This window comes from Marinobacter maroccanus (assembly GCF_002933275.1).
GTDB classification, from domain to species: domain Bacteria; phylum Pseudomonadota; class Gammaproteobacteria; order Pseudomonadales; family Oleiphilaceae; genus Marinobacter; species Marinobacter maroccanus.
Genome location: NZ_PSSX01000014.1, coordinates 21,492 through 45,405, shown reverse-complemented (window position 1 = coordinate 45,405; position 23,914 = coordinate 21,492). Strand labels below are relative to the sequence as shown.

Here is a 23,914-nt window from a genome sequence, read left to right as displayed (position 1 = left end):
TCTTCGGGAACCCGAGCACATTCTGGTCAGCCGTTGCCCAGCATCTTCAGCCGTGCCCAGGTCCTGTCCTGCTCCTGCGGGAAATGTCGCTCCAGCAACGCCTGCCGCTGCTTTTCCAGATCGGCCTCTGCCAATCCTGACGAGTCTGTCTGGTCCATCGCTTTTCGGAAGTCCTGAAAACGCTGGTTAAACTGTTCTCGCTGCTTCAGATAACTCACGACACTTTCGACCCCGTCCTGATTCACGCCCAGCTCTGCCAGTTGCCGTCCGGCTGCCTCTGGAGAAGAGGCAGACTCAATGGCAGCGGTCCGTGCCTGTTGCTGTCGGGTGCTGGCATGCAGGTGTTGTTCGGTTGTTCTCAGTTGTTCCGGTAGCTGGTTGCGGTGCCATTGGACGAGAGCCTGCTTGCCCTGGTCGCTAAGGTCGGTGCGCTGCTGAATGGCAAGGGTTGCCAGGGTGTATTCGCTGTAGGCCTCTTCGAGCCCGAAGAAGGCCTGGTGCGTCTCGGAGCTGAAGGTGGCCGCCCGCAGCTGTTTCAGCTGTGCCAGGGCGTCGCCCAGAGCACCCAGTTGGTAGCCCGGATTGCCTGCCCGGGCAGGATCGAGGCGCGTTTGCATGACCTGCAGTGACGCCTGCTTATAGGCAAGGTATTCATCAAGCAAAGTCAGCGCCTGGGAAGACGCGGGCTCCGGTAGATGAGTTCGGGCCATAGCCTCGATCTGTTGAATGGCCGTTTCCGGAGATACTTCGCCGACCGTGCTGAGGAAGTAATCGAAGAAATCCCGGACCTGGAGGTTGATAACCAGCTCACCGTTTTCATCGGCTGTCAGGGCACCGTCGATTTCAGTGCCCGAAAGTGAGGCTGCGAAGGGTTGTGGGCCGAGTGAATCCGGTGTTGCGGCATGCTCCGGCCCCTGGGCCACGTTGTCTGTGGCGAGCTTTCCGCTGGAGCCTAGGGAGGGTCCGGTAGAGTCCGCCAGGGTGGCGGATGGCGATGGGACTGAAGCCGCCATGCCGGTTTCTGTCTGCGGTGTTCCTGTAAGGCCGTACCAGAGACCACTGCCGGCCAGAATGGCCGACAGGGCACTCGGAAACAGCCATCGACGGGGTTCGATGGATGTCCGTTTCATGGTCACCTCACAGACCGCGGTTTTTAAGCCGGTTGGCCTGGGTGCGATAGAGGGTGACCGGGTTGGTCCAGAGGGAGCGGGCACCCAGCAGGTGGTTGATAGCATCCACATGGTTCATGTCGTAGTGGGTACCGATCACCCGGCCCATCATGGTGGAGCAGACGCCCACAAGACCGTCGTTGGGCTCGCTGCCGAAGGCCAGTGCGGTAACACCCAGGAAAGGATCGGTAATGTCGAAAACATTGGTCCACACGCCCCGGCCGGTCCATGAGAAGAACTTGATGCGGTTGCCGTCGATCCAGACATCCTCACTGGTGCCGGCGCAGCTATTCCGGTTCACGCCTTTCCAGCCAAGGGCGTCGTTAAGGCTGGTTGTGCCGGGGGTTGTGAGGGTCTCCAGGGCTGCCAGCCCGTTCTGCGGGTTGTTCGCTCCGGACAATGCATTGACCAGGTCGCCCAGGGCGTTGGCAATGGCATTGGCGCCGCCTTCGACATAGCTACCCGGCGGAAGAATCCCTCGGACCACATCGGCTACTTTGGAGCCTTTATTGACGCCGTCGATGGAGGTGATTGAGGCAATCCGGTGGGGAATCAGGGCTGCGGTCACCCGGGAGGTAGGCGCGCCCTGGCTGTGGGCCATCAGGTTGACCTTGGCATGGCCAAGACTGTTGACGTAGTTCGCCAGTTGCTGGCCCCGCTGCTCACTGCTGTTGACGAAGGAAACGCTGGCGGAATAGACCTGTGCGCCACTGCGCTCAAGATTCCAGGGGATGGTGTGGAAGTAGTTTACAAGACCGCCAATGGTGTTGAACCCCGTTACACCATGAACCAGGACAATCGGATGGCGGGTCTGGGTATAGCCGGCGTGACTCAGAAATGAGGCGGACAGCAAGGCCAGCCCCAGCAGAACTGCTGTGGTAAATCGAATACGCATGTTTGACTCCTGTTGTTTTTGTTGACGGCTGCGTCAGGCAGCCGACGGTCGTCGATGCGTTGTCGATTATTGGTTCGAACGTCGTGATCAGGAATCGCCCAAATGGGTGAGGACAGGGAGGCTGCGTATTCAGGAAAACCGGTGGGGTTCCAGTTCCATATGCTGGATGCGCTGGCCCAGCATGATGATGCGACCGGTATAGCGTTCCTCACCGGTGGAGGTGAAATCGAACAGGAAACGGCGCCATACGCGGATCCGGCCCTGATCGTCGCGCTTGAACCAGAGACCACGGAGGAATACCGCGTCATCCAGCAGCATCACGTCCATGCTTTTGCAGTAGCGGCGCGCGGCCTGAAGCACGAAATCCTTGATGGCTTTGGCGCGCCACCAGTACCAGACAGCGAATCCGGCCACGAACAGCCAGAACAGGGTTCCAAGAGTCACGGTTGCAGCGATCTTCCATGGTTGCTCAGAGGGTTGATCGCCAGCCTACCTTATTGCGTCGGCTCGGGGAATCGTTGCCGCTTCTCTGGTGCCGCTGCCGGCAACAGCCGGTCACACAGCATTTGCAGGAAATGACTGGTCAGCAACTGGGCCTGATCCACGTTATTGCCCAGATGTTCCGACTCCTCCCGCGCGTTTTCGCTGCTCTGGACGGACCGGTTACCGAGCTCCAGAAGCCGTGCTGCCTGACGTTCAACCTGAACACTCAGCGCGGCCTGTTGTTCGGTAGCCCCGGCCACCTCGTGGGTACAGGAGGTAATGACATCAACATCCCTGAGTGTCGCCTCCAACGTTTCGCTGGCTTCACTGGCGATGCCAGCAGTTTGCCGGCAGCAGTGGGTGCCGTTGCTGATCACCTCAACCACTTCCCGGGTCTCGGTCTGCAGGGCTCCGATCATCTCATCAATCTTGCGGGTGGATTCATGGGTCCTCTGTGCCAGGCCCCGCACTTCATCGGCAACCACGGCAAATCCGCGGCCAGACTCGCCGGCGCGGGCGGCCTCGATAGCGGCATTCAGAGCCAGCAGGTTGGTCTGCTCGGCGATGTCCGAGATTACGTCCAGAACCATGCCGATGGCGTCGCTCTTTTCAGACAGCGCCTGCATGCGTTCATTGGCGACAGACAGCTGCTCCCTGAGGTCCGTCAATGACTGGTTCATGGATGTCATCTGGCCGCGACACTGGCCCGCTGACTGACGTGCATCGTCTGTTGCCTCGTGAGTACGGGCAGTCAGTTCACTGACCCGACGAACGCTTTCTGCAAGCTCCTCAAAGGCCCGGGTAATGTCCTGAATATCATCCTGCTGGCTGCGAATACTGGCCACCGAATTCGAAACCCATTCGACCGTGCGTTGCTTTCGGCCGTGAAGTTTGCCGATATTTGCATGCATGCGGGCAGAGACTGCCCGGAGGACGGCGTCCCGCTTCTGGCGATCAAACTCGATCCAGGCACCTTCATCCCGACGACCGGTATAGATCCAGGGCATGGCCGGGTGGGCCTCGCAGCAGGCTGCCCTCGCGCTGCGCATCATGGGAAGGGTAAGCCAGACCAGCACTGCAAATACGGCCAGCAGCAGTCCTTGCAATATCAATAGATGGGGCAGGGTGAGCTCGGACAGACCGAACCAGAGAAGCGAGATCGCCAGCAGTCCATAGAGGCAACCCAGTTTCAGTGGCAGTGGTGGGCTGATCGCCAGGTATCGGCGAGGCACTTTGCCCTGGTTCCAGGCTGCATAGAGTTTCTCGGCCCGGGCAACCTGATCTGGTCGGGGACGGGTGCGAACCGACTGGAACTCAACAATCTCGCCGTCTTTGCGGATTGGCGTGACAAATGCGTCCACCCAGTAATGATCGCCATTCTTGCATCGGTTCTTGACGATTCCGCGCCATGATTCGCCGGATTTGATGGTTTGCCAGAGATTCTCGAAGGCCCCTGGTGGCATGTCCGGATGACGGATCAGGTTGTGGGGCTGGCCGACCAGTTCGTCAATCGTATAGCCAGCGACCTCGGCAAACTCTTCATTGGCGGCGGTGATTTTGCCGCGCAGGTCGGTGGTGGTGATCAGGTGGTAGTGGTCCGGGTATCCCCGTTCTTTTTGGCTGACGGGTTCGTTGATTCGCATGAATTGTCCTTGCCTTTTCTAGCATTAGTCTTCACATCAACCAACTATCGACTGCCTTGGGCCCTTTCGATATCCGGTTATTGCAAAAGTTGAACGTTTCTTCACGTTTTCTTGTGCTTTGGTCGTAACAATCGTGTTTTTGCAATATGTGGCTAGGTTGGCGACAGATACTGATTATGCTGGTGACTGGAGCTGGTGGGACCAGGTTCAGGGCTGCGAAAAGGGAGTGAGCAGTGCATGCAGGCATTACAACAACAAGATTTCAGGGCCCTGGTGGATAACCATCCAAGGGCAATCATGCTGTCGACAACGGAACCCAGAATTGCCTACGTCAACCGGATGTTCCGATCGGTGACCGGGTATCATGCCGAGGAAGTGGTTGGTCAGGCGCCGTCAGTGCTCAGCTCCGGGCTGCACTCCCCGGAGTTCTATCAAGCCATGTGGAAAAGCCTGGACAATCACGGGCGCTGGGAAGGGGTGATCTGGAACCGTCGCAAGAACGGCGAGACCTATCCCCAATGGTTGACCATATATCCTGTCCACCGGGATGGGCGACAGTTCTTTGCAGGGATTTTCACGGATGTCGGGGACATAGCTGCCAGCGATGAGCGCCTGGCCTCGCTGGCCTATTATGATCCGCTTACGGAGCTGCCAAACCGTTCGCTGTTCCAGGAATTCCTCAAGGCTCGCGTGGCCCAGCGGGAGCGAGACGGCGGCTGTTTCGCCGTGCTGTACGTCGACCTCGATTTTTTCAAGTCTATTAACGACTTGCACGGACATGAATGCGGCGATCAGGTGCTGCAGCAGGCGGCCCAGTGTATTCAGAGCGTTCTACGAAAGGGAGATCTGGTAGCGCGGCTTTCCGGCGATGAGTTTGCGGTTATCATCGAACTGCAGAATGATGAGGACCTGGAGAATGTATGTCAGCGAATGACGCAGATTTTCCAGGCGCCGATCATCGTGGGTGCCCGGGAGTATTTTCTGTCAGCGTCGGTTGGCGCCGCCGTCTACCCGGACCATGGCCGAACCGGCGCCGAGTTGTTGCAGAATGCAGATCGGGCAATGTACACGGCCAAGATGGTGGGGCGGGCCTGCTACCGGATTTACAGTGCCGCGGACACCGAAAGGGGGAGGCACCGACAGCGTCTTTCCGAGGCGCTGATTGCCTCGTTGAAGACAGCTCCGGGGGAATTCAGTGTGGTCTATCAACCCCAGTACCACCTCGCGACTGGTAAGGTCGCCGGGTTGGAGGCACTGTTACGCTGGAACCATCCGGAATTCGGCCCGGTATCGCCCGGGGACTTTGTCGCCATCGCCGAGCAGCGCAGCCATATTCACGAATTGACCGAACACCTGGTGCGCTGTGTGCTCTCCGACCTTTCAACGCACGCGGACAAGTTGCCCAAGGGACTTGGCCTGGCCATCAATATCTCGGCACGCCAGATTACCGATTCGCGGCTGGAAGCCTTGCTGGCGCCGTTGTTTGAGCGGATTCGCAGTGTTGGTTGGGTACCTGAAGTCGAGATTACGGAAACGCACCTGATGAACCTGTCGAGGCAGTGCCTGAACCGGCTGCGGGAATTCGGCGAGCAGGGAGTGGTGGTCGCGATCGACGATTTTGGAACCGGTTACTCTTCTCTGGCCTATCTGCATGCGCTTCCTGTGCAGGTGTTGAAAATTGATCGTCAGTTCATCTGGCGGCTCGGCGGAAAATCCCGCGATCCCCGCATCGTCTCGGCGATCCTGGGAATTGCCGAGGCACTCGATCTGGAGGTGGTGGCCGAAGGAATCGAGACCGAAGATCAGCACAACAGATTGCGGGAGTTAAAGTGCCACCGGGGCCAGGGTTTCCTGATGGCCAGGCCTGCGCCCTGGCAGGAACTGATTTCGTTATTTATTGATTGAAATCAAGATTAGATGAGTCGGATGCCTTTCCAGGGGCATTTTGCAAGATTTGGCTAGGTCTGAGGCCCCGTTTCAATTATCAAGGGGCAAATCTCTACCCCGGACTTCTATGCGAAATTCTGTGCCAGACCTGGAACTCGATGCCTACCTGCGACTCAATCGTGCCTCCCTTGCTGAGTGGCTTGCCGCAATTCGCGAGTTGTCCGGTTGTGACGATATTGACTGCACCCTGTTCGAGGGGAGTGGGCATCAGGTAGGGGCCCTGTCGACGCTGAGCACTGAGCGTGGCCGACTGATCTGTCTGTATGCCGCTGAGGGCATGGAAATTACAGGCTGCCGGGCGACTGCCCCTGTTTTCCTGTTACCGAGGGCCGGCAACCCGGAGATCGCAACACGGGATGCGCCCTGGCAATCCCTGAACCAGCTCGTCCTGGCATGGCCGGAAGACCGGTTCCGATTGCGTTTGCCTTCGGAAGCGAGCGTGCTGATTCTCAGACTGGAACCGGGCAAGTCGGCCCCGCTTGTCCCCGACTTTAGTGACGCCGGTCTCTCGAAATGCGAAGAGCTCATCACCTGTTATCTCCATCGGTCACCCTTCTTTCGGGATGATGCTCATGCCATCAGGGTCACGAATGAGCTTTTCCTCAACCTGACGCGTTCAGCTGAACAATCGGCCCACATCTGCCAGTGCCCGAAACTCGATCGACGGTTGCTCAGGGCTATCGAAAAAATCAGGTATGAGCCGGGCTGGGAGTTCAACCTGCAGGAACTGGCCAGCCACTCCGGCGTAAGCGAACGGAATCTTTACTATCTGATGAAGCGGGAAACCGGTATGACACCCTACCGGTTGTACCAGCGTAACCGGCTGATGAGGGTTCGGCAGCGCCTGGTGGACTGCCAGTGCGACGTGCCGCACATCTCCTGGTATGCCGCCGACGCAGGTTTTTCCCACCTCGGACGGTTTGCCGCCCTGTACCGGGAACACTTCGGGGAGTTGCCCAGTGAAACGGTACAGTGGCGGCGAAACCTGCAGGATCAGTGGGCCGGAGCTGAACTACCCTCGGTTCCGGAGCCGTTGCCGTATTCATCCGCGGCTGAACCATGATGATCCCGGCCCAGCAGGATGTAGAACGCCGGTAACACAAAGATGGTGAACAGGGTACCAATACCCAGTCCGGCACTGATGGTCAGGCCGATGGCAAAGCGGCTTTCCGCGCCCGGGCCAATGGCAATCAGCAGCGGCACCATGGCGAAGATTAGCGCCAGTGATGTCATGATGATTGGCCGCAGGCGAATCGCCGCCGCCTCGATCACCGCATCCACCTTGTTAAGCCCACGTTCCTTCTGCAACTGGTTGGCAAACTCGACGATCAGTATGCCGTTCTTGGACACCACCCCGATCAGCGTGATCAGGCCCACCTGGGTGTAGATATTCATGGTGGCGAAGCCGAGCACGATGAACGCCATGGCCCCGGCCACAGACATGGGCACCGACACCAGGATGATGAACGGATCCCGCCAGCTTTCGAACTGCGCTGCCAGAACCAGGTAGATCACCAGCAGCGAGAGGAAGAAGGTCACCATCAGGGCGCTGCCCTGGGTGGCCAATTGGCGGCTCTGGCCGGTGTAGTCGTAGCTGAAGCCCTGCGGGAACACCTCTGCGGCAGTCTGTTCCATGAAATCCATGGCGGTACCTGCGGCGACGCCCGGTTGTACCACGCCTTCAAGAGTGAGGGAGTTCTGCTGGTTGAACTGGGTACGGTTGGACGGTTCAACATCCTGGCTGAAGCTGACTACGCTGCCCAGTGGCACCAGTTCGCCGTTATCCGCCCGAATGTAGTACTCATTGAGCGCCTGGGCGTCCAGCCGGAACTGCTGGTCAACCTGTGGGATCACCTGGTAGGAGCGGCCTTCCATGCTGAAACGGTTGATGTAACCGCCCCCAAGCATGCTCGACAGGCTCTGACCAACGTCCTGCATGGACAGACCCAGGTCCGCCACCCGGTCCCGGTCGACGTTGATGCGGGTGATCGGACGATCAAAGTTGATGGACTTCTGCAGGAACATGAAGTTACCGCTGCCCATGGCTTTGCCCAGCAGTTCATCCGCTACCTGATCCAGCTGCTCATAGCTGCTGCCGGTGGTAATCACGAACTGGAATGGCAGGCCACCGCCGGAACCCGGCAGGGAGGGGCGCGGGAACACGGCGGTTTGCAAACCGGTTACGTTTTTGAGCTCGGCATCCAGCTTCGGCTGGACTTCAAACTGACTGATCTCCCGCTCACTCCAGGGTGCCAGCTTGAAGCCACCGAATACCGCGTTGGGGCCGGTAATACCGATGATCATGAAGTCCTCGTTGTAGCCCGGGACCGTAGACATCCGTTCCTGGATTTCATCGCCGTGCTCGAGCAGGTAGTCCAGGGTTGAGGTCTGGGGGCCAAGCCCCTGATAAAACAGTATGCCCTGGTCTTCCGTGGGAGCCAGCTCGTTCTGGCTCATGGAGACCATGAAGTAAATGGAGCCCAGTACGACGATAGCGAAGAAAACCACAACCGATTTGGTCTGCATCAGCGAGCTCAGGGCAGACTTGTAGCCAGCCGCCACGCCATTGAAGGTTTTTTCAACCACCTGCTCGAATCTACCGGGGTTGCCATGAGGCTTCAGAACCTTGCCCGAAAGCATGGGGGAGAGCGTCAGGGCAACAATGCCGGATATAACCACGGTGCCCGCAAGCGTGAACGCGAACTCGGTGAAGAGCGAGCCAACCAGCCCGCCCATAAAGCCTATGGGTGCGTATACCGCCACCAGAGTGGTGGTCATGGCAATGATGGGAACCGCCATCTCCCGGGCACCATTGATTGCGGCGTCAAAGCGGGACTCACCCTCTTCGATGTGTCGATGCACGTTCTCCACCATGATGATGGCATCATCCACCACAAGGCCGATGGCAAGCACCATGGAAAGCAGAGTAAGCAGGTTCAGCGAGAAACCGAACATGAGCATGACGAAGGCGCCGCCGATCAGTGACAGCGGCACTGCAACCGATGGCACAACCGAGGCTCGAACCGATCCAAGGCACAGGAACACCACCACCAGAACGATGACCATGGCTTCCAGCAGTGTCTGGATAACCTCGTTAATGGAATCTTCGATGAAGTCAGACGCATCGTACGCCAGGCGCACATCCAGTCCGGACGGCAGCTGGCTTTCGATATCCGGCAGCTCGTCTTTCACCAGCCCGGCAACCGTCAGCGGGTTCGCGCCGGGAGCCAGTTCAATGGCGACATAGGTGGCCGGCTGGCCTTTGTAGAGCGCCAGTTGGTCGTAGGTTTCAGAGCCCAGCTCAACGCGGGCAATGTCCTGCAGGCGGATCTGGGTGCCATCGGACTGCTTGACCACCAGGTTGCGGAACGCATCCGGATCAGCCACATCGGTGTCGCTGGTCATGCTGATTTCGGTATAGGTGCCCTTGGTGTTGCCAACGGCGGCCTGGTAGTTGTTGGCGCGAAGCTTTGCCACCACTTCCTGAGGCGTCATATCCACCGCCGCCAGGCGTTCCGGATCCAGCCACACCCGCAGGGCGAATTTCCGGCCCAGCAGTTCCGCCTTGCCGACACCGGAGAGCGCCTGCAGCCTGGGCTGGACCACACGGGTCAGATAGTCAGTGATCTGGGGCACCGCCAGCTCGTTACTGTAGAAGGCGATGTACATCAGGGCCGTTGAGTCACCGGTGGTAGAGGTGATCACCGGGTCCTGAGCTTCGGCTGGCAATACGTTCCGCTGGCTCGCCACCTTGGCCTGGATTTCCGCCAGCGCCGCGTTGGCGTCATAGTTCAACACCATCTTTGCTTCGATGGTGGAAGTGCCCTGGGAACTGGTGGACGTCAGATAGTCGATGCCACTGGCTTCGGCAATTGCCTGTTGCAGGGGCGTGGTTATGAAGCCCTTGATCAGGTCGGAGCTGGCACCCGGGTAGGCGGTCGTGACGGTCACCGTGGTGCTTTCGAGTTCCGGATACTGCCGGATTTCCATTTCCATGGCCGCCCGGGCACCCAGGAGCAGAATCAGCAGGCTGACCACCGTCGCCAGTACGGGACGGTGGATAAATATGTCAGTGAAGCGCATTACTCAGATGCCCCCTGCTTCTGGTCTTCTTCCTGGATGGCTACCTGCTGGCCTGCGCGCAGGCGCAGCAAGCCCTTCTCGACGACGGTTTCGCCGGCTTCCAGCCCGGAGAGAATGGCAACACGGGTGTTGCGGGTTTCGCCGGTGGTTACCGTGCGGCGGCTAGCAACCAGGTTGCCCTGATCGTTCTCCTCAACCACAAACACAAAGTCGCCGTAGGTGTTGTAGGAGATGGCTGTGCGCGGGACGGTCACAACCTCGTCGTCCTCAGGCTGCTGGGTCAGAACAGTCGCAAACATGCCCGGGCGCAACAGGTTGTCCGGGTTGGAGAGCGTGGCTCGGATCCTGACAGTCCGTGTTTCCGGGTTAACCGAGGTGTTGATGGCACTGACGGATCCTTCAAAATCCTGCTCCGGAACGGCTGCGACAGTGGCGACTACCGGATAGTTTGTCTTCACGTTGGGCAGGTTCTTCTCCGACAGGGTATAGTCGACATAGATCGGGTCCAGCATGTTGATTTCGACAATGGGAGTGCCGGTGGCAATATACTCGCCCTGGTCGACCATCCGGATACCCAGAGTGCCATCAAAAGGCGCACGAATAATCTTCTTGCTCAGCTGGGCCTCGGCTTCGTTAACACGGGCGCGGGCAGCGTCGAAGTTGGCCTTGGCTTCATCATATTGAGACTGGGAAACTGCGCGCTTGGGTAGCAGGTCGGATACCCGCTTGAATTCCTGCCCGGCCAATTGTGCCTCGGCACGACGGGTGCGAAGTGCGGCCTCATCGATGGCTGCATCAATCCGGATTAACACGTCGCCACGCTTAACTACATCGCCTGATTCGAAATTGATGTTCTCAATGACGCCGGGCACTTCATTGGCCACCTGGATGCCGTTGACGGCCTCAACGCTGCCGACGGCTTTAATGGCCGGAGTCCAGGCTTCTTTTTGAGCCTCAACTGCGGAAATCTGGGCCGGTGGCTGGGGCTGGGACATCTGCTCTTGCATCTGGCCAAACTGGTAGAACTTGTAGCCGAAGATGCCTCCGAGCACTACGCCGAGAAATATAATGACGATCAGAAAGCGGGAAGCAGTGCGCATGGTTCGGGTCCTGAGGATCTGTGTCAGATTTGGGGAAGCATAGCATCCTACAAAATCAGGGTCGCTATTGTCACCGGGTTGTAAGTATTTCTATCTAGACTTCGGGCTCGCCGGGTTTGACGGATATCATGGTTATTTTGTTGCGGGCGGTTGTCCGCGCAGGGCACTGGTAATGTAACAGGCGTCAGTGACAGAATTACGACGTTATTCAGGGTGAGGATCAACCATGCAGTGGATTCTGGGAATCGCGTTGGCAGCCGCCGTGTTTGTGATTCTGAAACAGTGGGGCGCGCTATCCGCAGAGAAGAAAAAGGCGGCCACCTGGAAAGTTGTGCTGGTGATTGGCGGTGCCTTGTTGGTGTTCATGGTGCTGACCGGTCGGATCCATGTACTGACCGCGGCTGTGGCGGCTGTGATTCCGCTGTTGCGCAAGCTTCCCGCCTTGCTGAAATTTGCACCAGAGATCAACCGATTCATGGGAGGGAAGCAGCGGGGAGAGGGTCAAGAGCAGACGAACGATCACTCTGGCCCGGGTACGGATCTCACTGGCCAGATGTCAGAGCGTGAGGCCTGCGATATCCTCGGAGTGAAAGTGGGCTGTACCGAAGAGGAGATTGTGATGGCCCATCGCCGGCTGATGCAAAAGCTTCACCCGGACCGGGGCGGAAACGACTATCTGGCAGCCAAACTGAACGAAGCCAAGCAGATTCTTCTGGGCAAGCGACACGCCTGATGTCAGGGCAGCAGATCGACCCGCACTTCAAAGCTCCGATTATCCGATCGGCTGCTGTTCACCTGGTAGGTAATACCGCTCCGCTCCTGGGTTGATCGGGTCGCTGTGCTGCCGAGTGACACCCACTGTCCGGGTTCAACCCGCCGGATGGTGACTACCGCCTCCGTTTCATAACCGTCCAGGTTTGCCGGTTCCTCCTCGAACGAGACAATGCTCAGCTCTACCGCCTGGTCGGAAATCACCTGGGGGCTGACCAGAAATCCGCTACGGGTTTCGACTTGCTGAAGGAAGGCCGCCGGATTCCGTCCGCCGCGAACGGCAACTGGAATCGTCCGGATCTGGCCCGAGGTAATATGCGCCGACTGCCCATCCTGCATGACCAGTGTTCTTTCCTGGGCGCTGCCGGTGGTGGTAACGCGGCGCTCTGCCGATATTTCGGCCTGGCCTCCGGAAGCGGAAATGCCAGCACCTGAGCGCTTGCCGCCGCTATCCGTTCTGGAGCGAACGGTAATGCGAATCTGCACTGGCGCCACGTCCAGAGTCTCGACAAGCCGTCCGATTTCGTCCAGCAGGTCGGGCTCACCGCGCACTACCAATTGTTGACCCCGGGCGGTCACCGTCAACGGCGAGCCCTGGTAGAGCTCGCGAATCTGCACGGCCACATCGTCGCCCGGTCTGTTATTGAGCTGATAAACCCGGGACTCCGCCTGGGCCAGAACCTGGCTGGAAACAAACGTCAGCAATAGAGCGAGGACAAGCTGCACGGGGTGTCGTCGGACAAAAATGGCCATTGATTACTCCCAACCCTTCCGTCGGTATTGAAAAAACTCCGACACACGGGTTGCCAAGGTGAAAACCAGGGGTATATATTGAAAAGCATGAAGACGACACACGCGACCTGTCAATTGAATGTTTTGCAAGCTTTCGGTACCAAGCCGGCGGCTGCAGTCGCTGCTGTGTTTTTCTGGTGGTTTGGTTATGGCTTTTATTTTAGCCAGAGCCGGGGCCGCCCATAGCATCTTCATCGAACGAATAACGAGGAAGGCAGCCCGGCAGAAAACCCAGGCTGCCACCGGACTCAAAAAGCCCCGACTGGTAGCCCAGCCGGGGCTTTTTTGATTCTGACGCAGGGAAACGGAAGCACTGACATGAACATGCCCTTGAACACTGAGCTGTCACACCAGCAAATGGAGTCACCCGTCAGCCACCGGGAGGAGGTGACTCTGCCATCACCGGCTGAGCTCAAACTGCAGATGCCTGCCAGCGACTCTGTCGTAAGTCAGGTCCATAACCAAAGGCAGGCGATACGGGAAATTCTGCACGGCAGCGACACCAGAACCCTGATTGTGATGGGACCCTGTTCCATTCACGATGAGGTGGCGGCCCTGGAATACGGGGAGAAGCTGAAGGCGCTGGCGGATGAGGTCAGCGACCGTTTCCTGATCGTTATGCGGGCCTATCTGGAGAAGCCCCGGACCACCGTCGGCTGGAAAGGGCTGTTGTACGACCCGGAGCGCACCGGAGCAGGCGATCTGAATGAGGGGCTGCGCCGCTCCCGTCGCCTGCTGCTGAACCTGGCGGCCATGGGGTTGCCCCTGGCTACCGAAGCTCTGAGCCCGTTCGCCATGGATTACCTGGGCGATCTGGTGAGCTGGACGGCCATCGGTGCCCGAACCACCGAATCGCAGGTGCATCGGGAAATGGTCAGCGGGCTGCCCATGCCCACCGGCTTCAAGAACGGTACAGATGGCGGAATTGCCGTGGCAACCAACGCCATGAAGTCGGCTTCCCATCCTCATCACCACCTTGGGGTGTCTGCGACCGGCGCGCCGGTCATGATTACCACCCGGGGGAATCCCGACACCCACCTGGTGTTGCGCGGTGGCCGCGGAATTACCAACTACGATGCAGCAAGTATTGAACAGGCCGTCGGCGCCCTAGGGAATGCCGGCCTGTCCACCGCGGTGATGGTGGACTGCAGCCACGACAATGCCTGCAAACAGGCCGAGCGACAGCTGGATATCGCCCGTGAAGTGATGGCCCAGCGCCGTGCCGGCAACCACCATATCCGTGGTCTGATGCTGGAAAGCTTCCTGGAACCGGGCCGGCAGGACGATAGTGAAGACCTGCGCTACGGCTGTTCGATTACCGATCCGTGTCTGGGATGGGCCCAGACGGAGGCTCTGATCCGCTCACTGTAGACAGTAGCAGCTGGCCGGCCAGCACCAGCAGAACGCCCCCCATCAGCCGGTCCAGCCAGTGGCCAAACCGGTTAAATCCCCGGCGAACCCGGGGCAGGGTAAAGAACACGGCAACCATGGCAAACCAGAGCCCGGTGGCCAGGGCCATGTAAATACCGTAGCCGGCCTGGAGCGCAATGGGCGTACCGGGGCTGATCACAACCGAGAACAGGGAGACAAAAAACAACGTTGCCTTGGGGTTCAGGGCATTGGTCAGGAAACCCAGTCGAAGGGCTGCAAGACCGGATTGCCCACCTGCGGAGTCCTGCTCCACATGAACGCCACCGGCCCTGGCCCGCAGACACTGCAACGCAATCCAGGCAAGGTAGAGGGCCCCCAGCACCTTGAGAACATTGAACAGCATGATCGATTGCTGGATCAGCAGGCCAATCCCCAGAAGGGAATAACAGACATGCACCAGAATTCCGCCGCCGATACCAATGGCGGTCAGCAGTGCGTTCCTCCGGCTCTGGCAGAGCGCCTGTCTGAGCATTACCGCGAAGTCCGGCCCGGGGCTTGCCACGGCCAGCAAGTGGACCACCGCTACGGTCAGAAATTCCGGCCAGTAACTCTGCATATTCCCTACTCCTATCCTGCGCCTGCCGTTGCCTGAAAAGTCTGACAGCATAGGCCGGATCCAGGCTTTTTTCACGGTGTGGGTGAAACTTGCCATGGCTTCTATACTGAGCTCTTACCCTTCGAACCTTCCCAGTTCCCGAAAGCCGGGAATGCCTGTCAGGAGAACCGTGTATGGAAAAGCGAGCCGTAGACGTTGCGATTATCGGAGCAGGCACCGCCGGTATGGTGGCCTACCAGCGTGTGCGCAAAGCGACCGACAAGGTTGTGTTGATCGAAGGCGACCAGTATGGAACCACCTGCGCCAGAGTCGGGTGTATGCCCAGCAAGTTGTTGATAGCGGCCGCTGACAACGCTCATCAGATGCAACTTGGCGACCTGTTCGGCGTCTCTTCCGGGGCCATCCGGGTCGATGGCAGACGGGTAATGGAGCGGGTGCGAACCGAACGGGACCGGTTCGTTTCGTCCGTGATCGATTCAGTTGAGAAGTTTCCGGAAGCACATCGTCTGAAAGGCCACGCCAGTTTTGTCGGCCCGAATCGTCTGGTGGTGGACGGCAATCTCGAGGTACAGGCCGCGCGTATCATCATCGCTACCGGTTCCCGGCCGAATATCCCGGGCTTTCTGAATGAAGCCGGGGACCGGCTGGTGGTAAACGACGATATTTTCGAATGGCGGGATCTTCCGGATTCGGTTGCGGTATTCGGTCCGGGCGTGATTGGTCTGGAGCTGGGGCAGGCGCTGAGCAGATTGGGCGTTCGCGTCCGGATGTTCGGCGTTGGCGGGGCGGTCGGCCCGATCCAGGATGACGCCATCCGCGACTACGCGCTGAAAACATTCAACGATGAATTTCCGCTGGATCCGGATTCGGACGTAAAGAACGTTGAGCGGATTAATGACGGTGTCGCCATAACTTTCGTGGATGGGAATGCTGGTGAAAAGACGGAAACCTTCGATTACCTGCTAGCGGCAACTGGGCGCAGACCAAACATAGACGGACTGGATATCCAGAATGCCGGTATTGAGCTGGATGAAAAGAGCATGCCCCTGTTTGATCCCCATACCCTGCGTTGTGGCCAGAGCCACATATTTATCGCCGGCGATGCCAATAACAGTCTGCCGCTGTTGCATGAGGCAGCCGACGAGGGCCGGATAGCCGGCTACAACGCGGCATCCTACCCGGATGTGCGAACCGGACTTCGTCGGACGCCGTTGGCTGTGGTTTTCACCGATCCGCAGATTGCGACGGTCGGGCTGACGATTCAGGAGGTGGGCGAGCGTTGTCGCGGTTGCTTTGCCGTTGGAGAGGTGTCCTTCGAGGATCAGGGGCGCAGTCGGGTGATCGGCAAAAACCGGGGGCTACTGAGGGTTTACGGTGAGCATGGTAGTGGGCTTTTTATGGGAGCCGAGATGTTTGGCCCTGCCGCAGAGCACATCGCCCATCTACTGGCATGGTCTGCCCAGCGAAGACTGACCGTCACTGAAATGCTGGAAATGCCGTTTTATCACCCGGTCATTGAGGAAGGTTTGAGAACCGCACTGAAAAACCTCAACCGCAATCTCAGTATCGGACCGGCGCCAGAGGAAGGCTGCACCGACTGTGGGCCGGGTGTCTGAGCCGGCCCTTGATCGGGATCAACAGGTGTGGGGCTGACTCTGGGGGACCGTTCCTTCTGGTGTTCTTGCGTTGTGCTGGCGGCGGGCCCAGATCTTTTCATGGAAGAAATAGGCAACGGTATTAATGGCCGGTTCCACCATGGCGATCAGGCTTCCGATGAGGATGTCACCTGTGAGCAGGTAGGCCACGGTAAAGGCGACGGTAAAGTGGGTAAGGGCGAACGTTACCGTCTTTATCAGCGACTGGTCGCCATTCGTGCCATGGTTGTGTACGAACAGTTTCAAGGCGCTCATGGTTCTCTCCGGTGACGTTCTAGGATGCTGCCATTAGACGCCGGTTGAGAATGATTGTTAAATGAATTGTATTGAGGATTTCGATAGCCTCTAACTATCTGTTTAGGGGTTTTTATAGTGTTATGCAGCGTCGCTATCACCGAGATTAGCAAACTAAACTTCCCGGCGTCCGGCCAACGGGCGTATCTTAAGCTTCATCCTGTTCACATAACTGCCAAGGAGACGCGTTATGGGTAAGAATTTTATTGGCCTGGATACCGAGAAAACGGCAAAACTTGCAGATTCGCTGAACGATCTGCTGTCCAACTATCAGATCTTTTACATGAATGTTCGTGGATACCACTGGAACATTAAGGGCGACAACTTCTTCGAGCTCCACGTCAAATTTGAAGAGCTGTACGACGATTTGCTACTCAAGATTGACGAGATCGCAGAGCGGGTACTGACGCTTGGCCATCGCCCGGCTCACGCCTACAGCACCTACATCGAGCGATCTGAAGTTCCTGAGCGCAAGGATGTTTCCGACGGCAAGGAAGCGATGGAGAACATCGTGGAAAGTTTTGCCAAACTGATCGGCAAACAGCGCACACTGCTCAGCCTGGCCGGCGAAGCGGAAGACGAGGGCACCGTTGCCCTGATGAGCGACTACATCTCGCAGCAGGAGAAGACTGTCTGGATGTACCGCAGTTATCTCGGTCACTGAATTGAGCGAACTGAAGGAATGGCGACCTTCGGGTTGCCATTTTTTTGTCATTTTCATCAATTGGTAATCGTAGTGACTCGAAACTGACGCCGAACTGTCACGCCTTTGACCTAGCGTGTGTAGGGATTCTCTACATCAAGCTATTCCAGAGGCGCAATGTCATGTTTCGAAAGACCCTGCTTTCCGCAACCATACTTTCCTCCCTGTTGGGCCTGAGTGCCTGTACCGATGACGGCGACGATGGCGCTGATGGTGTAAACGGCACTAGCAAATCCCTGATCGAACTCAATGTTCTGGGCACCTACCAGGCTCCGGGTGACGTGTTCGACGTGGGCGCCGCCGAGATTGTTGCCCACGACCCGGCCAACCAGCGTCTGTTCGTGGTCAATGCCGGTGCTCGTACAGTCGATGTGTTGGATATTCAGGATCCGTCCCAGCCAGTGTTGCTGCAGACCATTGATGCAACCGCTGAGGGGGCTTCGGCCAACAGCGTCGCGGTGTTCGGCAATCTGGTCGCGGTGGCCATTGAAGCGACCGTAAAACAGGACAATGGCAAGGTTGTATTCTACAACGCCATAGACCTGGGCAAGGTGGGTGAAGTCACCGTTGGTGCGCTCCCGGATATGGTCACCTTCACTCGGGATGGGATGAAAGTGCTGGTTGCCAACGAAGGTGAGCCGAGCGACGATTACACCAATGATCCGGTCGGATCCGTCAGCATTATTGATCTGTCCGCGGGCGTCGCCGGCGCCACAGTAACCACGGCAGGATTCGAGGGATTTAATGCCGACGAGGCAGCCCTGAAAGCCAGCGGGGTGCGGGTATTTGGTCCGGGCGCAACTGTCGCCCAGGACATGGAGCCGGAATACATTGCGGTTTCTCTGGATAACAAGACGGCCTGGGTTACCCTGCAGGAGAACAATGCCGTTGCCGAGCTGGACATCGAAGCCGGCGTGATCAATGCGATCCTGCCGCTTGGTTTCAAGGACCACGGCATTATTGGCAACGAGCTGGACGCCAGCAACCGGGACAACGGCATCAATATCCGGAACTGGCCGGTAAAAGGCATGTACATGCCGGATGCAATCACCAGCTACGGTTACAACGGCAAGACCTACTACATCACCGCCAACGAAGGCGATTCCAGGGATTATGACGGTTTCTCCGAAGAGTTCCGGCTTGCGGATCTGACCCTGGATGCCACGGCCTTTCCGAATGCGGTCGATCTTCAGCTGGAGGAGAACCTTGGCCGGATCAACGTGACTTCGACTATGGGTGTCAGCAATGGATGTGAGCCGAGTGATCCGGCGACAGATCCAGAAGTCGACTGCGAATACAGTGAAATCTACACGTATGGCGCGCGGTCGTTCTCCATCTGGTCCGCCGATGGCAAGCGGGTCTTCGACAGCGGTAGCGAATTCGAACGTATCACCGCCAGTCTGCTGCCAGACAACTTCAACGCCACCAACGACGAGAACAATTTCGACAACCGATCGGATGACAAGGGCCCGGAGCCGGAAGCAGTGACAGTTGGCGCAATCAACGGCCAGACCTTCGCGTTTATCGGGCTTGAGCGGATTGGCGGAATCATGGTCTATGACGTGACCAACCCCCAGAATCCGGGGTTCGTTCAGTACCTGAACAACCGGGATTTCTCGGTGTCGGATGCAGACCTGGAAGCGGGCATGGCCGGTGATCTCGGACCGGAGGGCATTGCCTTCATCGCCGCAGAAGACAGCCCCAATGGGCAGCCGTTGCTGGTTGTCGGAAATGAGATCAGCGGAACCACCACTCTGTACGGTATCGACGTGATTGAACTGACTGCGAACTGAGTTCACAGGGCCTGAAAGAGACCCGGGGGCATCGTTATCGGTGCTCCCGGGTTTTTGTTTTCCGTCTCAGACAGCGACTTTCAGCGGCGGCACTTGCTGATGGAGGAACCACTTCTCCGTCACCACTTTTCTGGTAAACCAGTGCGAACGCATCAGGCTACTGGCCAGAGGCATCTTGACCCAGTCCGGAACCTGCCAGCCCTGATCCGTGTCCGCTGCGCGGTTGCCAAAGCGTTCGGCAATGGCATCGCCGTAGACCTGCAATGAAGAAGCTGAATAATTTGGCGCGTTGCGTATCACATCCGCTGCCAGCAGTGCCGATTCGATCGCAGGCCGAATGCCTTCACCGCTCTGGGTGTAGGCCAGGCCGGCGGAATCGCCGATCAGCAGAATGCCGTCGTCCACCAGAGGCCGCTCTGCATGGGCATAAAGCAGATAGGCGTGGCCCTTGAAGCGCCCTGGCAGGTCCTCCGGGATGCGTCCGGTGGACTTCATCTCATCGACAAACGCCTGCAGATGGCCGGTCAGCTTGTGGTTGTCCTCCCGGCCCAGGCCGATATTCAGATAATTGCCTTTGCGAAAGACCCAGGCATAGCCCTTGAGATCGCGGCAGAACCAGAGTTCCGGTGTATCCCCCCTCGCCTGGCAGGACGAGGCCTGTTCCGGCGTCATTTCGAACTCAACCTCTTTGGCGGCGACGACAGTCTCATGGCCACCCGGACCGTCGCCAAGTAGCCGTGCAACCGGGCAGAAGTGGCCGCCGGCGCCAACCACCAGGGGCGCGCCCCAGGTGTCGTTGATCACCCAGTTGCCGTCTTTACGGACGATGGATTTGACCGGCGTGGCAAGTTGCTTGGGGCTGTTTACGCGGCTGAGCAGATAATCGTCGAATTCACACCGGCGGATGCCATAACTGACCACCTCGCCGTGATCGTTTTCAACGGCCGGCTGACCCATCATGCCGATGCGGAAACGACGAATGGGCTGAATTGTTCGTCCTTTGCCGTATTCCCCGGGATTAATCTTAAGGGTATCCATGACTGCAGGGGTCACCCAGCCGGCACAGGTCTTGTCCCGGGGAAAATCCTGCTTGTCGATAATCAGTACTTTTTTGCCGCTGTCCTCAAGAGCGCTGGCCAGGGTGGAGCCGGCTGGACCGGCACCGACAATGATCAGGTCGTAATAGTCCATCAGCCCTCCTCGGGTGCGGCAGGAAAATTGTAGAGATCCTGTCTGGTTTGGGGCAGCTTGTTGTTATCGCCATGACTGAAGACCACCTGGAACAGCTGCAGGGAGCCGGCCCGGAAGGCGGCGATGGATCCGGCCAGATACATGCGCCAGGCCCGGGTGAAGTGGCCATCGTACATGGCGGTTACCTTGTCTTCGTTCTCGTTGAAGCGCTCCATCCAGTGGCTCAGGGTCTGGGCGTAATGCAGGCGTAGATTCTCGACATCCAGCACCGAGAAATCACCGTGCTCGCAGATCTGCATGAATTCTCCGATGCTCGGTGGGTAGGCGCCGGGGAATATGCGTTTTTCGATCCAGGCATTCATCAGCATCGGGCGATTACGGCCAATGCTGTGCAGAAGCGCGATGCCGTCGGGTTTCAGGCTCCGCTTGATGAGCTTGGACAGGGCCTCGTAGTTGCCCTTGCCCACATGTTCCAGCATGCCGATGGAGACAAAGGCATCGTACTGTCCGCTGATATTACGGTAGTCGTCTTCGACGTATTCCACCAGATGATCCAGCCCCTGTTTGCGGGACTCTTCCCGGGCATAGGCCAACTGTTCCCGGGAGATGTTGTAGGAGTGCACCTTGACGCCGTAGTTGCGGGCCATGTAACGGGCCAGCCCGCCCCAGCCGCAACCGGCCTCGACCACGGTCATGCCGGGCTTGAGCCGGAGCTTGCGACAGACGTGCTCCAGCTTCGCCAGCTGAGCCTGTTCCAGGGACAGGTCCGGGCTCTCGTAGTAGGCGCAGGTGTACTGCATTTCGGCGCTGTCCAGCCAGAGTTGGTAAAACTCGTTGCCCAGGTCGTAATGGTGGTGAATGTTTTCCTTGGCTTCCGAGATGCCGGTAGACCGGGGGTTGTGATTGCGCCACAGGGCTTCCAGCCATTTCGGCCATTTCTGGCGCGCCTGATGAACTGAGCGATAGAGGGTTTCCATCAGGTCAGGCAGGTCGCCTTCCACCTCCAGGCGACCGGCGCTGTAGAGATCGCCGAACGCCAGGTTGGGATTGGTCACCAGTGCGTACAGGGCTTTGGGGTCGGTCAGGTGCAAAGTGAACTGTGCGTGTTGGCCCTCCGGTTCGATAACATCGCCGTTCCAGAGCCGGAAGCGGAGAGGGGGTGATCCCGCCATACGCATGAGCTTGGCAATCAGCCAGCGCTCATAAGTGTGCGGTGACCGGTCAACGTGGGTGCTTTCCAGTGGCAGGGTCAGAACGTGGCTTTTGGATTCTTGCCCGTTGTCACGGGTTTTCTGGGCAGTGCTCTGGTTCATGGACTCCGCTCTCCCTTGATAACCTCAACATCAATGTTTGTCGACGTGTTTACGCCAGGGTTCCCGAATACCAGTCTGAGAATCGCCGGTTGTCCGTTCAGTATAGAAAAGGCTGAGAGTTTGTCAGGTTGAGCGAGAATAGAAGAAAACTATCGGAAGGATAGCGAGGCACAAAAATTGAAGGGTAAAAAAGTACCGGGCCTTGAGGCCCGGTACTTTCGGTCAGTCGGTCAGTATGAAGAGCTCATACCAAACCATTCAGGGAAAATCACAATCAGTGCCAGCACAAACATCTGTATCAGGATGAATGGCAGCACGCCTTTGTAGATATCCGTCGTTCGCACTTCAGGCGGCGCGACGCCTTTTAGATAGAACAACGAAAACCCGAATGGTGGCGTAAGGAAGCTGGTTTGTAGATTCATCGCGATCAGGATGGCGAACCAGAGCATGTTGATGCCAAGAGCCTCGGCCACAGGAGCAAGAATCGGCACGATGATGAAAGAGATTTCAACGAAGTCGATGAAGAAACCCAATACCAGAATCACCACCATGGCCAGAATGATAAAGCCCCACTTTTCACCGGGCAGTTGGAGCAGCCACTCTTCCAGCAGGTAGTCGCCGCCGGTGTAGCTGAACACCATGGAGAATGCGGTGGCACCGATCAGGATCGCGAAGACCATGGCGGTCACCTTGACGGTGTCCTTGGACGCGTCCCACACCATCTTGAAGGAGAACTGCCGGTAGATGATCGCCAGAACCACAGCGCCAACGCCACCCAGCGCGGATGACTCAGTGGGTGTGGCAATGCCGGTGAAGATTGAGCCCAGAACCACCACAATCAATGCCAGCGGCGGAATGATCGCCAACAGCGCATTGAAGATTTCCTTCTTGCGGGATACGCCTGGCTCATCCGGCATGGCCGGTGCGGTTTCGGGCTTCAGTCTGGTCAGAACCAGAATATACACGATATATAGCCCGACCAGCACGATGCCGGGCCAGACCGCGGCTTTGAACAGATCCCCAACCGGAAGGCCAAGCACGTCACCCAGGATGATCAGGATGATCGAAGGCGGCACGATCTGGCCGAGAGTCCCGGATGCACAGATAGTACCGGTAGCCAGTCGTTTGTCGTATTTGTGCGCGAGCATGACGGGCAACGAAATCAGACCCATGGCAACCACACTGGCGCCCACGACGCCGGTGGAGGCGGCCAGCAGGGCGCCCACCAGAATGGTTGAAATGGCCAGGCCACCCGGCAGGCCACCGAACAGCCGGCCCATGGATGTCAGCAGCTGTGCTGCCAGTTTCGTGCGCTGAAGCACAACGCCCATGAAAATGAACAGGGGAACCGCCATCAGGACCGTATTCTGCATCACGCTCATGATGCGATAGGGCATGAAGGCAAAGAGATCCATGCCCTCGGCGAAAACTCCGAAAAACAGGGCAACGCCGCCAAAGGTGAATGCTACGGGGAAGCCCAGCATCAGCATCAGCAGGGCGACACCGAACATAATCATACCGATCATGCGAGTCCTCCTGCGCTGTGTTCACCTTCATATTCTTTGTCGCCGGCCATCACGCGCAGGGCGTAGGTGGCCATGTTCAGCCCTGCAATGCCTATGAACACGGCACTGATCGGGATAACCGACTTTATGATCCAGCGATGTGGCAGGCCACCCGGATCACCACTGCCTTCGCCCATGCGGTAAGAGTCCAGTGCAAAATCGTAACCGTAGATGCCGATCAGGTACGCAAAAGGAATAACGAAAATCAATGCACCGACAAGATTAACCCAGGCTTTGGCTTTATTGCTCCAGCGGGTGTAGAACACGTCAACCCGAACATGACCATCCGTGCGCAATGCGTAAGGTATACCCAGCAGGAACACCACCGAATATAGGTGCCACTCCATTTCCTGCATGCCAATTGAGACGTTGTTAAAGGCGTAGCGTGCTACGACGTCGTAAAAGACGTTGGCTGCCATCAGTATCATCGCGACACAGGCAACCCAGCCACAGAATGTGGACAGGCGCGAGAGCCCCTCGTCCAGTTTGATAATCCACCGCATTGATGATCCTCCGCCAGGCGGACTGGC

At 58.0% G+C, this 23,914-nt stretch carries 20 protein-coding genes; 7 read left to right on the top strand and 13 right to left on the bottom strand.

Annotation, left to right across the window (positions count from 1 at the left end; all coding sequences use genetic code 11):
- Positions 1-26 precede the first annotated feature (26 nt).
- The 4 genes from KEHDKFFH_RS14545 to KEHDKFFH_RS14530 all read right to left on the bottom strand — a co-directional run bounded on the left by KEHDKFFH_RS14545 (position 27) and on the right by KEHDKFFH_RS14530 (position 4,190).
- Complete coding sequence (locus KEHDKFFH_RS14545) at positions 27-1,130, bottom strand: lipase secretion chaperone (protein WP_104322626.1); 1,104 nt, start codon at positions 1,128-1,130, stop codon at positions 27-29.
- 7 nt (positions 1,131-1,137) lie between these two features.
- On the bottom strand, positions 1,138-2,064 hold the full coding sequence (locus tag KEHDKFFH_RS14540) for an esterase/lipase family protein (protein WP_104322571.1): 927 nt from the start codon (positions 2,062-2,064) through the stop codon (positions 1,138-1,140).
- 129 nt (positions 2,065-2,193) lie between these two features.
- Positions 2,194-2,508, bottom strand: coding sequence for a DUF3301 domain-containing protein (locus KEHDKFFH_RS14535; protein ID WP_008173344.1), 315 nt, complete (start codon positions 2,506-2,508; stop codon positions 2,194-2,196).
- A 50-nt stretch (positions 2,509-2,558) separates the two neighbouring features.
- Complete coding sequence (locus KEHDKFFH_RS14530; protein WP_104322570.1) at positions 2,559-4,190, bottom strand: methyl-accepting chemotaxis protein; 1,632 nt, start codon at positions 4,188-4,190, stop codon at positions 2,559-2,561.
- A gap of 237 nt (positions 4,191-4,427) precedes the next feature.
- On the opposite strand from KEHDKFFH_RS14530, the gene KEHDKFFH_RS14525 reads away from it, so the two are divergent.
- Positions 4,428-6,095 carry a putative bifunctional diguanylate cyclase/phosphodiesterase gene (locus tag KEHDKFFH_RS14525; RefSeq protein ID WP_104322569.1) on the top strand — a complete coding sequence of 556 codons (1,668 nt, stop codon included), beginning with the start codon at positions 4,428-4,430 and terminating at the stop codon, positions 6,093-6,095.
- A gap of 109 nt (positions 6,096-6,204) precedes the next feature.
- Positions 6,205-7,200 (top strand): AraC family transcriptional regulator, encoded by a 996-nt coding sequence (locus KEHDKFFH_RS14520; protein ID WP_104322568.1) that lies wholly within the window; start codon positions 6,205-6,207, stop codon positions 7,198-7,200.
- Here KEHDKFFH_RS14520 and KEHDKFFH_RS14515 read toward each other — a convergent pair.
- Positions 7,131-10,220, bottom strand: a complete 3,090-nt coding sequence (locus KEHDKFFH_RS14515; RefSeq protein WP_104322567.1) for an efflux RND transporter permease subunit — start codon at positions 10,218-10,220, stop codon at positions 7,131-7,133. The genes KEHDKFFH_RS14520 and KEHDKFFH_RS14515 overlap by 70 nt on opposite strands.
- On the bottom strand, positions 10,220-11,320 hold the full coding sequence (locus KEHDKFFH_RS14510) for an efflux RND transporter periplasmic adaptor subunit (RefSeq protein ID WP_104322566.1): 1,101 nt from the start codon (positions 11,318-11,320) through the stop codon (positions 10,220-10,222). The genes KEHDKFFH_RS14515 and KEHDKFFH_RS14510 overlap by 1 nt, the downstream gene beginning before the upstream one ends.
- Positions 11,321-11,546: 226 nt before the next feature.
- Here KEHDKFFH_RS14510 and KEHDKFFH_RS14505 point away from each other — a divergent pair, with 226 nt between their 5' ends.
- The gene (locus KEHDKFFH_RS14505; RefSeq protein ID WP_104322565.1) at positions 11,547-12,053 is read left to right on the top strand and encodes a DnaJ domain-containing protein; all 507 of its coding nucleotides are present in this window, start codon (positions 11,547-11,549) and stop codon (positions 12,051-12,053) included.
- A 2-nt stretch (positions 12,054-12,055) separates the two neighbouring features.
- Here KEHDKFFH_RS14505 and KEHDKFFH_RS14500 read toward each other — a convergent pair whose 3' ends face one another.
- Positions 12,056-12,844 carry a secretin N-terminal domain-containing protein gene (locus KEHDKFFH_RS14500; protein WP_104322564.1) on the bottom strand — a complete coding sequence of 263 codons (789 nt, stop codon included), beginning with the start codon at positions 12,842-12,844 and terminating at the stop codon, positions 12,056-12,058.
- Between the two features lie 357 nt (positions 12,845-13,201).
- On the opposite strand from KEHDKFFH_RS14500, the gene KEHDKFFH_RS14495 reads away from it, so the two are divergent.
- On the top strand, positions 13,202-14,254 hold the full coding sequence (locus tag KEHDKFFH_RS14495; protein ID WP_104322563.1) for a 3-deoxy-7-phosphoheptulonate synthase: 1,053 nt from the start codon (positions 13,202-13,204) through the stop codon (positions 14,252-14,254).
- Here the strand turns inward: KEHDKFFH_RS14495 and KEHDKFFH_RS14490 are convergent.
- Positions 14,199-14,870 carry a LysE family translocator gene (locus KEHDKFFH_RS14490; protein WP_104322562.1) on the bottom strand — a complete coding sequence of 224 codons (672 nt, stop codon included), beginning with the start codon at positions 14,868-14,870 and terminating at the stop codon, positions 14,199-14,201. The two genes, KEHDKFFH_RS14495 and KEHDKFFH_RS14490, sit on opposite strands and share 56 nt — an antisense overlap.
- Before the next feature lie 173 nt (positions 14,871-15,043).
- Here KEHDKFFH_RS14490 and KEHDKFFH_RS14485 point away from each other — a divergent pair, with 173 nt between their 5' ends.
- Positions 15,044-16,486: a dihydrolipoyl dehydrogenase gene (locus KEHDKFFH_RS14485; protein WP_104322561.1), complete on the top strand. Its 1,443-nt coding sequence runs from the start codon at positions 15,044-15,046 to the stop codon at positions 16,484-16,486.
- Between the two features lie 18 nt (positions 16,487-16,504).
- On the opposite strand, the gene KEHDKFFH_RS14480 is transcribed toward KEHDKFFH_RS14485, so the two are convergent.
- On the bottom strand, positions 16,505-16,780 hold the full coding sequence (locus KEHDKFFH_RS14480) for a DUF2061 domain-containing protein (protein WP_104322560.1): 276 nt from the start codon (positions 16,778-16,780) through the stop codon (positions 16,505-16,507).
- A gap of 229 nt (positions 16,781-17,009) precedes the next feature.
- Here KEHDKFFH_RS14480 and KEHDKFFH_RS14475 point away from each other — a divergent pair, with 229 nt between their 5' ends.
- Both KEHDKFFH_RS14475 and KEHDKFFH_RS14470 read left to right on the top strand, forming a co-directional pair.
- A complete protein-coding gene (locus KEHDKFFH_RS14475; protein WP_064229855.1) occupies positions 17,010-17,483 on the top strand; it encodes a Dps family protein in 474 nt (157 codons plus the stop codon).
- Between the two features lie 161 nt (positions 17,484-17,644).
- Positions 17,645-19,315, top strand: a complete 1,671-nt coding sequence (locus KEHDKFFH_RS14470) for a choice-of-anchor I family protein (RefSeq protein WP_104322559.1) — start codon at positions 17,645-17,647, stop codon at positions 19,313-19,315.
- 66 nt (positions 19,316-19,381) lie between these two features.
- Here KEHDKFFH_RS14470 and KEHDKFFH_RS14465 read toward each other — a convergent pair whose 3' ends face one another.
- The 4 genes from KEHDKFFH_RS14465 to KEHDKFFH_RS14450 form a co-directional block, all read right to left on the bottom strand.
- Positions 19,382-20,506: an NAD(P)/FAD-dependent oxidoreductase gene (locus tag KEHDKFFH_RS14465; protein ID WP_104322558.1), complete on the bottom strand. Its 1,125-nt coding sequence runs from the start codon at positions 20,504-20,506 to the stop codon at positions 19,382-19,384.
- Positions 20,506-21,819 carry an SAM-dependent methyltransferase gene (locus KEHDKFFH_RS14460; RefSeq protein WP_104322557.1) on the bottom strand — a complete coding sequence of 438 codons (1,314 nt, stop codon included), beginning with the start codon at positions 21,817-21,819 and terminating at the stop codon, positions 20,506-20,508. The genes KEHDKFFH_RS14465 and KEHDKFFH_RS14460 overlap by 1 nt, the downstream gene beginning before the upstream one ends.
- Before the next feature lie 230 nt (positions 21,820-22,049).
- Positions 22,050-23,345 (bottom strand): TRAP transporter large permease, encoded by a 1,296-nt coding sequence (locus tag KEHDKFFH_RS14455; protein WP_104322556.1) that lies wholly within the window; start codon positions 23,343-23,345, stop codon positions 22,050-22,052.
- Positions 23,342-23,887, bottom strand: coding sequence for a TRAP transporter small permease subunit (locus KEHDKFFH_RS14450; RefSeq protein ID WP_104322555.1), 546 nt, complete (start codon positions 23,885-23,887; stop codon positions 23,342-23,344). Before KEHDKFFH_RS14450 ends, KEHDKFFH_RS14455 begins: the two co-directional genes overlap by 4 nt.
- Positions 23,888-23,914 lie beyond the last annotated feature (27 nt).

Bases quoted from the DNA above. Each gene is read 5' to 3' on its own strand.
- KEHDKFFH_RS14520 (WP_104322568.1), top strand. From the start codon at position 6,205: ATGCGAAATTCTGTGCCAGACCTGGAACTCGATGCCTACCTGCGACTC.
- KEHDKFFH_RS14480 (WP_104322560.1), bottom strand. From the start codon at position 16,780: ATGAGCGCCTTGAAACTGTTCGTACACAACCATGGCACGAATGGCGAC.
- KEHDKFFH_RS14455 (WP_104322556.1), bottom strand. From the start codon at position 23,345: ATGATCGGTATGATTATGTTCGGTGTCGCCCTGCTGATGCTGATGCTG.
- KEHDKFFH_RS14500 (WP_104322564.1), bottom strand. From the start codon at position 12,844: ATGGCCATTTTTGTCCGACGACACCCCGTGCAGCTTGTCCTCGCTCTA.
- KEHDKFFH_RS14545 (WP_104322626.1), bottom strand. From the start codon at position 1,130: ATGAAACGGACATCCATCGAACCCCGTCGATGGCTGTTTCCGAGTGCC.
- KEHDKFFH_RS14495 (WP_104322563.1), top strand. From the start codon at position 13,202: ATGAACATGCCCTTGAACACTGAGCTGTCACACCAGCAAATGGAGTCA.
- KEHDKFFH_RS14490 (WP_104322562.1), bottom strand. From the start codon at position 14,870: ATGCAGAGTTACTGGCCGGAATTTCTGACCGTAGCGGTGGTCCACTTG.
- KEHDKFFH_RS14515 (WP_104322567.1), bottom strand. From the start codon at position 10,220: ATGCGCTTCACTGACATATTTATCCACCGTCCCGTACTGGCGACGGTG.
- KEHDKFFH_RS14530 (WP_104322570.1), bottom strand. From the start codon at position 4,190: ATGCGAATCAACGAACCCGTCAGCCAAAAAGAACGGGGATACCCGGAC.
- KEHDKFFH_RS14510 (WP_104322566.1), bottom strand. From the start codon at position 11,320: ATGCGCACTGCTTCCCGCTTTCTGATCGTCATTATATTTCTCGGCGTA.
- KEHDKFFH_RS14450 (WP_104322555.1), bottom strand. From the start codon at position 23,887: ATGCGGTGGATTATCAAACTGGACGAGGGGCTCTCGCGCCTGTCCACA.
- KEHDKFFH_RS14465 (WP_104322558.1), bottom strand. From the start codon at position 20,506: ATGGACTATTACGACCTGATCATTGTCGGTGCCGGTCCAGCCGGCTCC.
- KEHDKFFH_RS14460 (WP_104322557.1), bottom strand. From the start codon at position 21,819: ATGAACCAGAGCACTGCCCAGAAAACCCGTGACAACGGGCAAGAATCC.
- KEHDKFFH_RS14505 (WP_104322565.1), top strand. From the start codon at position 11,547: ATGCAGTGGATTCTGGGAATCGCGTTGGCAGCCGCCGTGTTTGTGATT.
- KEHDKFFH_RS14525 (WP_104322569.1), top strand. From the start codon at position 4,428: ATGCAGGCATTACAACAACAAGATTTCAGGGCCCTGGTGGATAACCAT.
- KEHDKFFH_RS14485 (WP_104322561.1), top strand. From the start codon at position 15,044: ATGGAAAAGCGAGCCGTAGACGTTGCGATTATCGGAGCAGGCACCGCC.
- KEHDKFFH_RS14475 (WP_064229855.1), top strand. From the start codon at position 17,010: ATGGGTAAGAATTTTATTGGCCTGGATACCGAGAAAACGGCAAAACTT.
- KEHDKFFH_RS14540 (WP_104322571.1), bottom strand. From the start codon at position 2,064: ATGCGTATTCGATTTACCACAGCAGTTCTGCTGGGGCTGGCCTTGCTG.
- KEHDKFFH_RS14470 (WP_104322559.1), top strand. From the start codon at position 17,645: ATGTTTCGAAAGACCCTGCTTTCCGCAACCATACTTTCCTCCCTGTTG.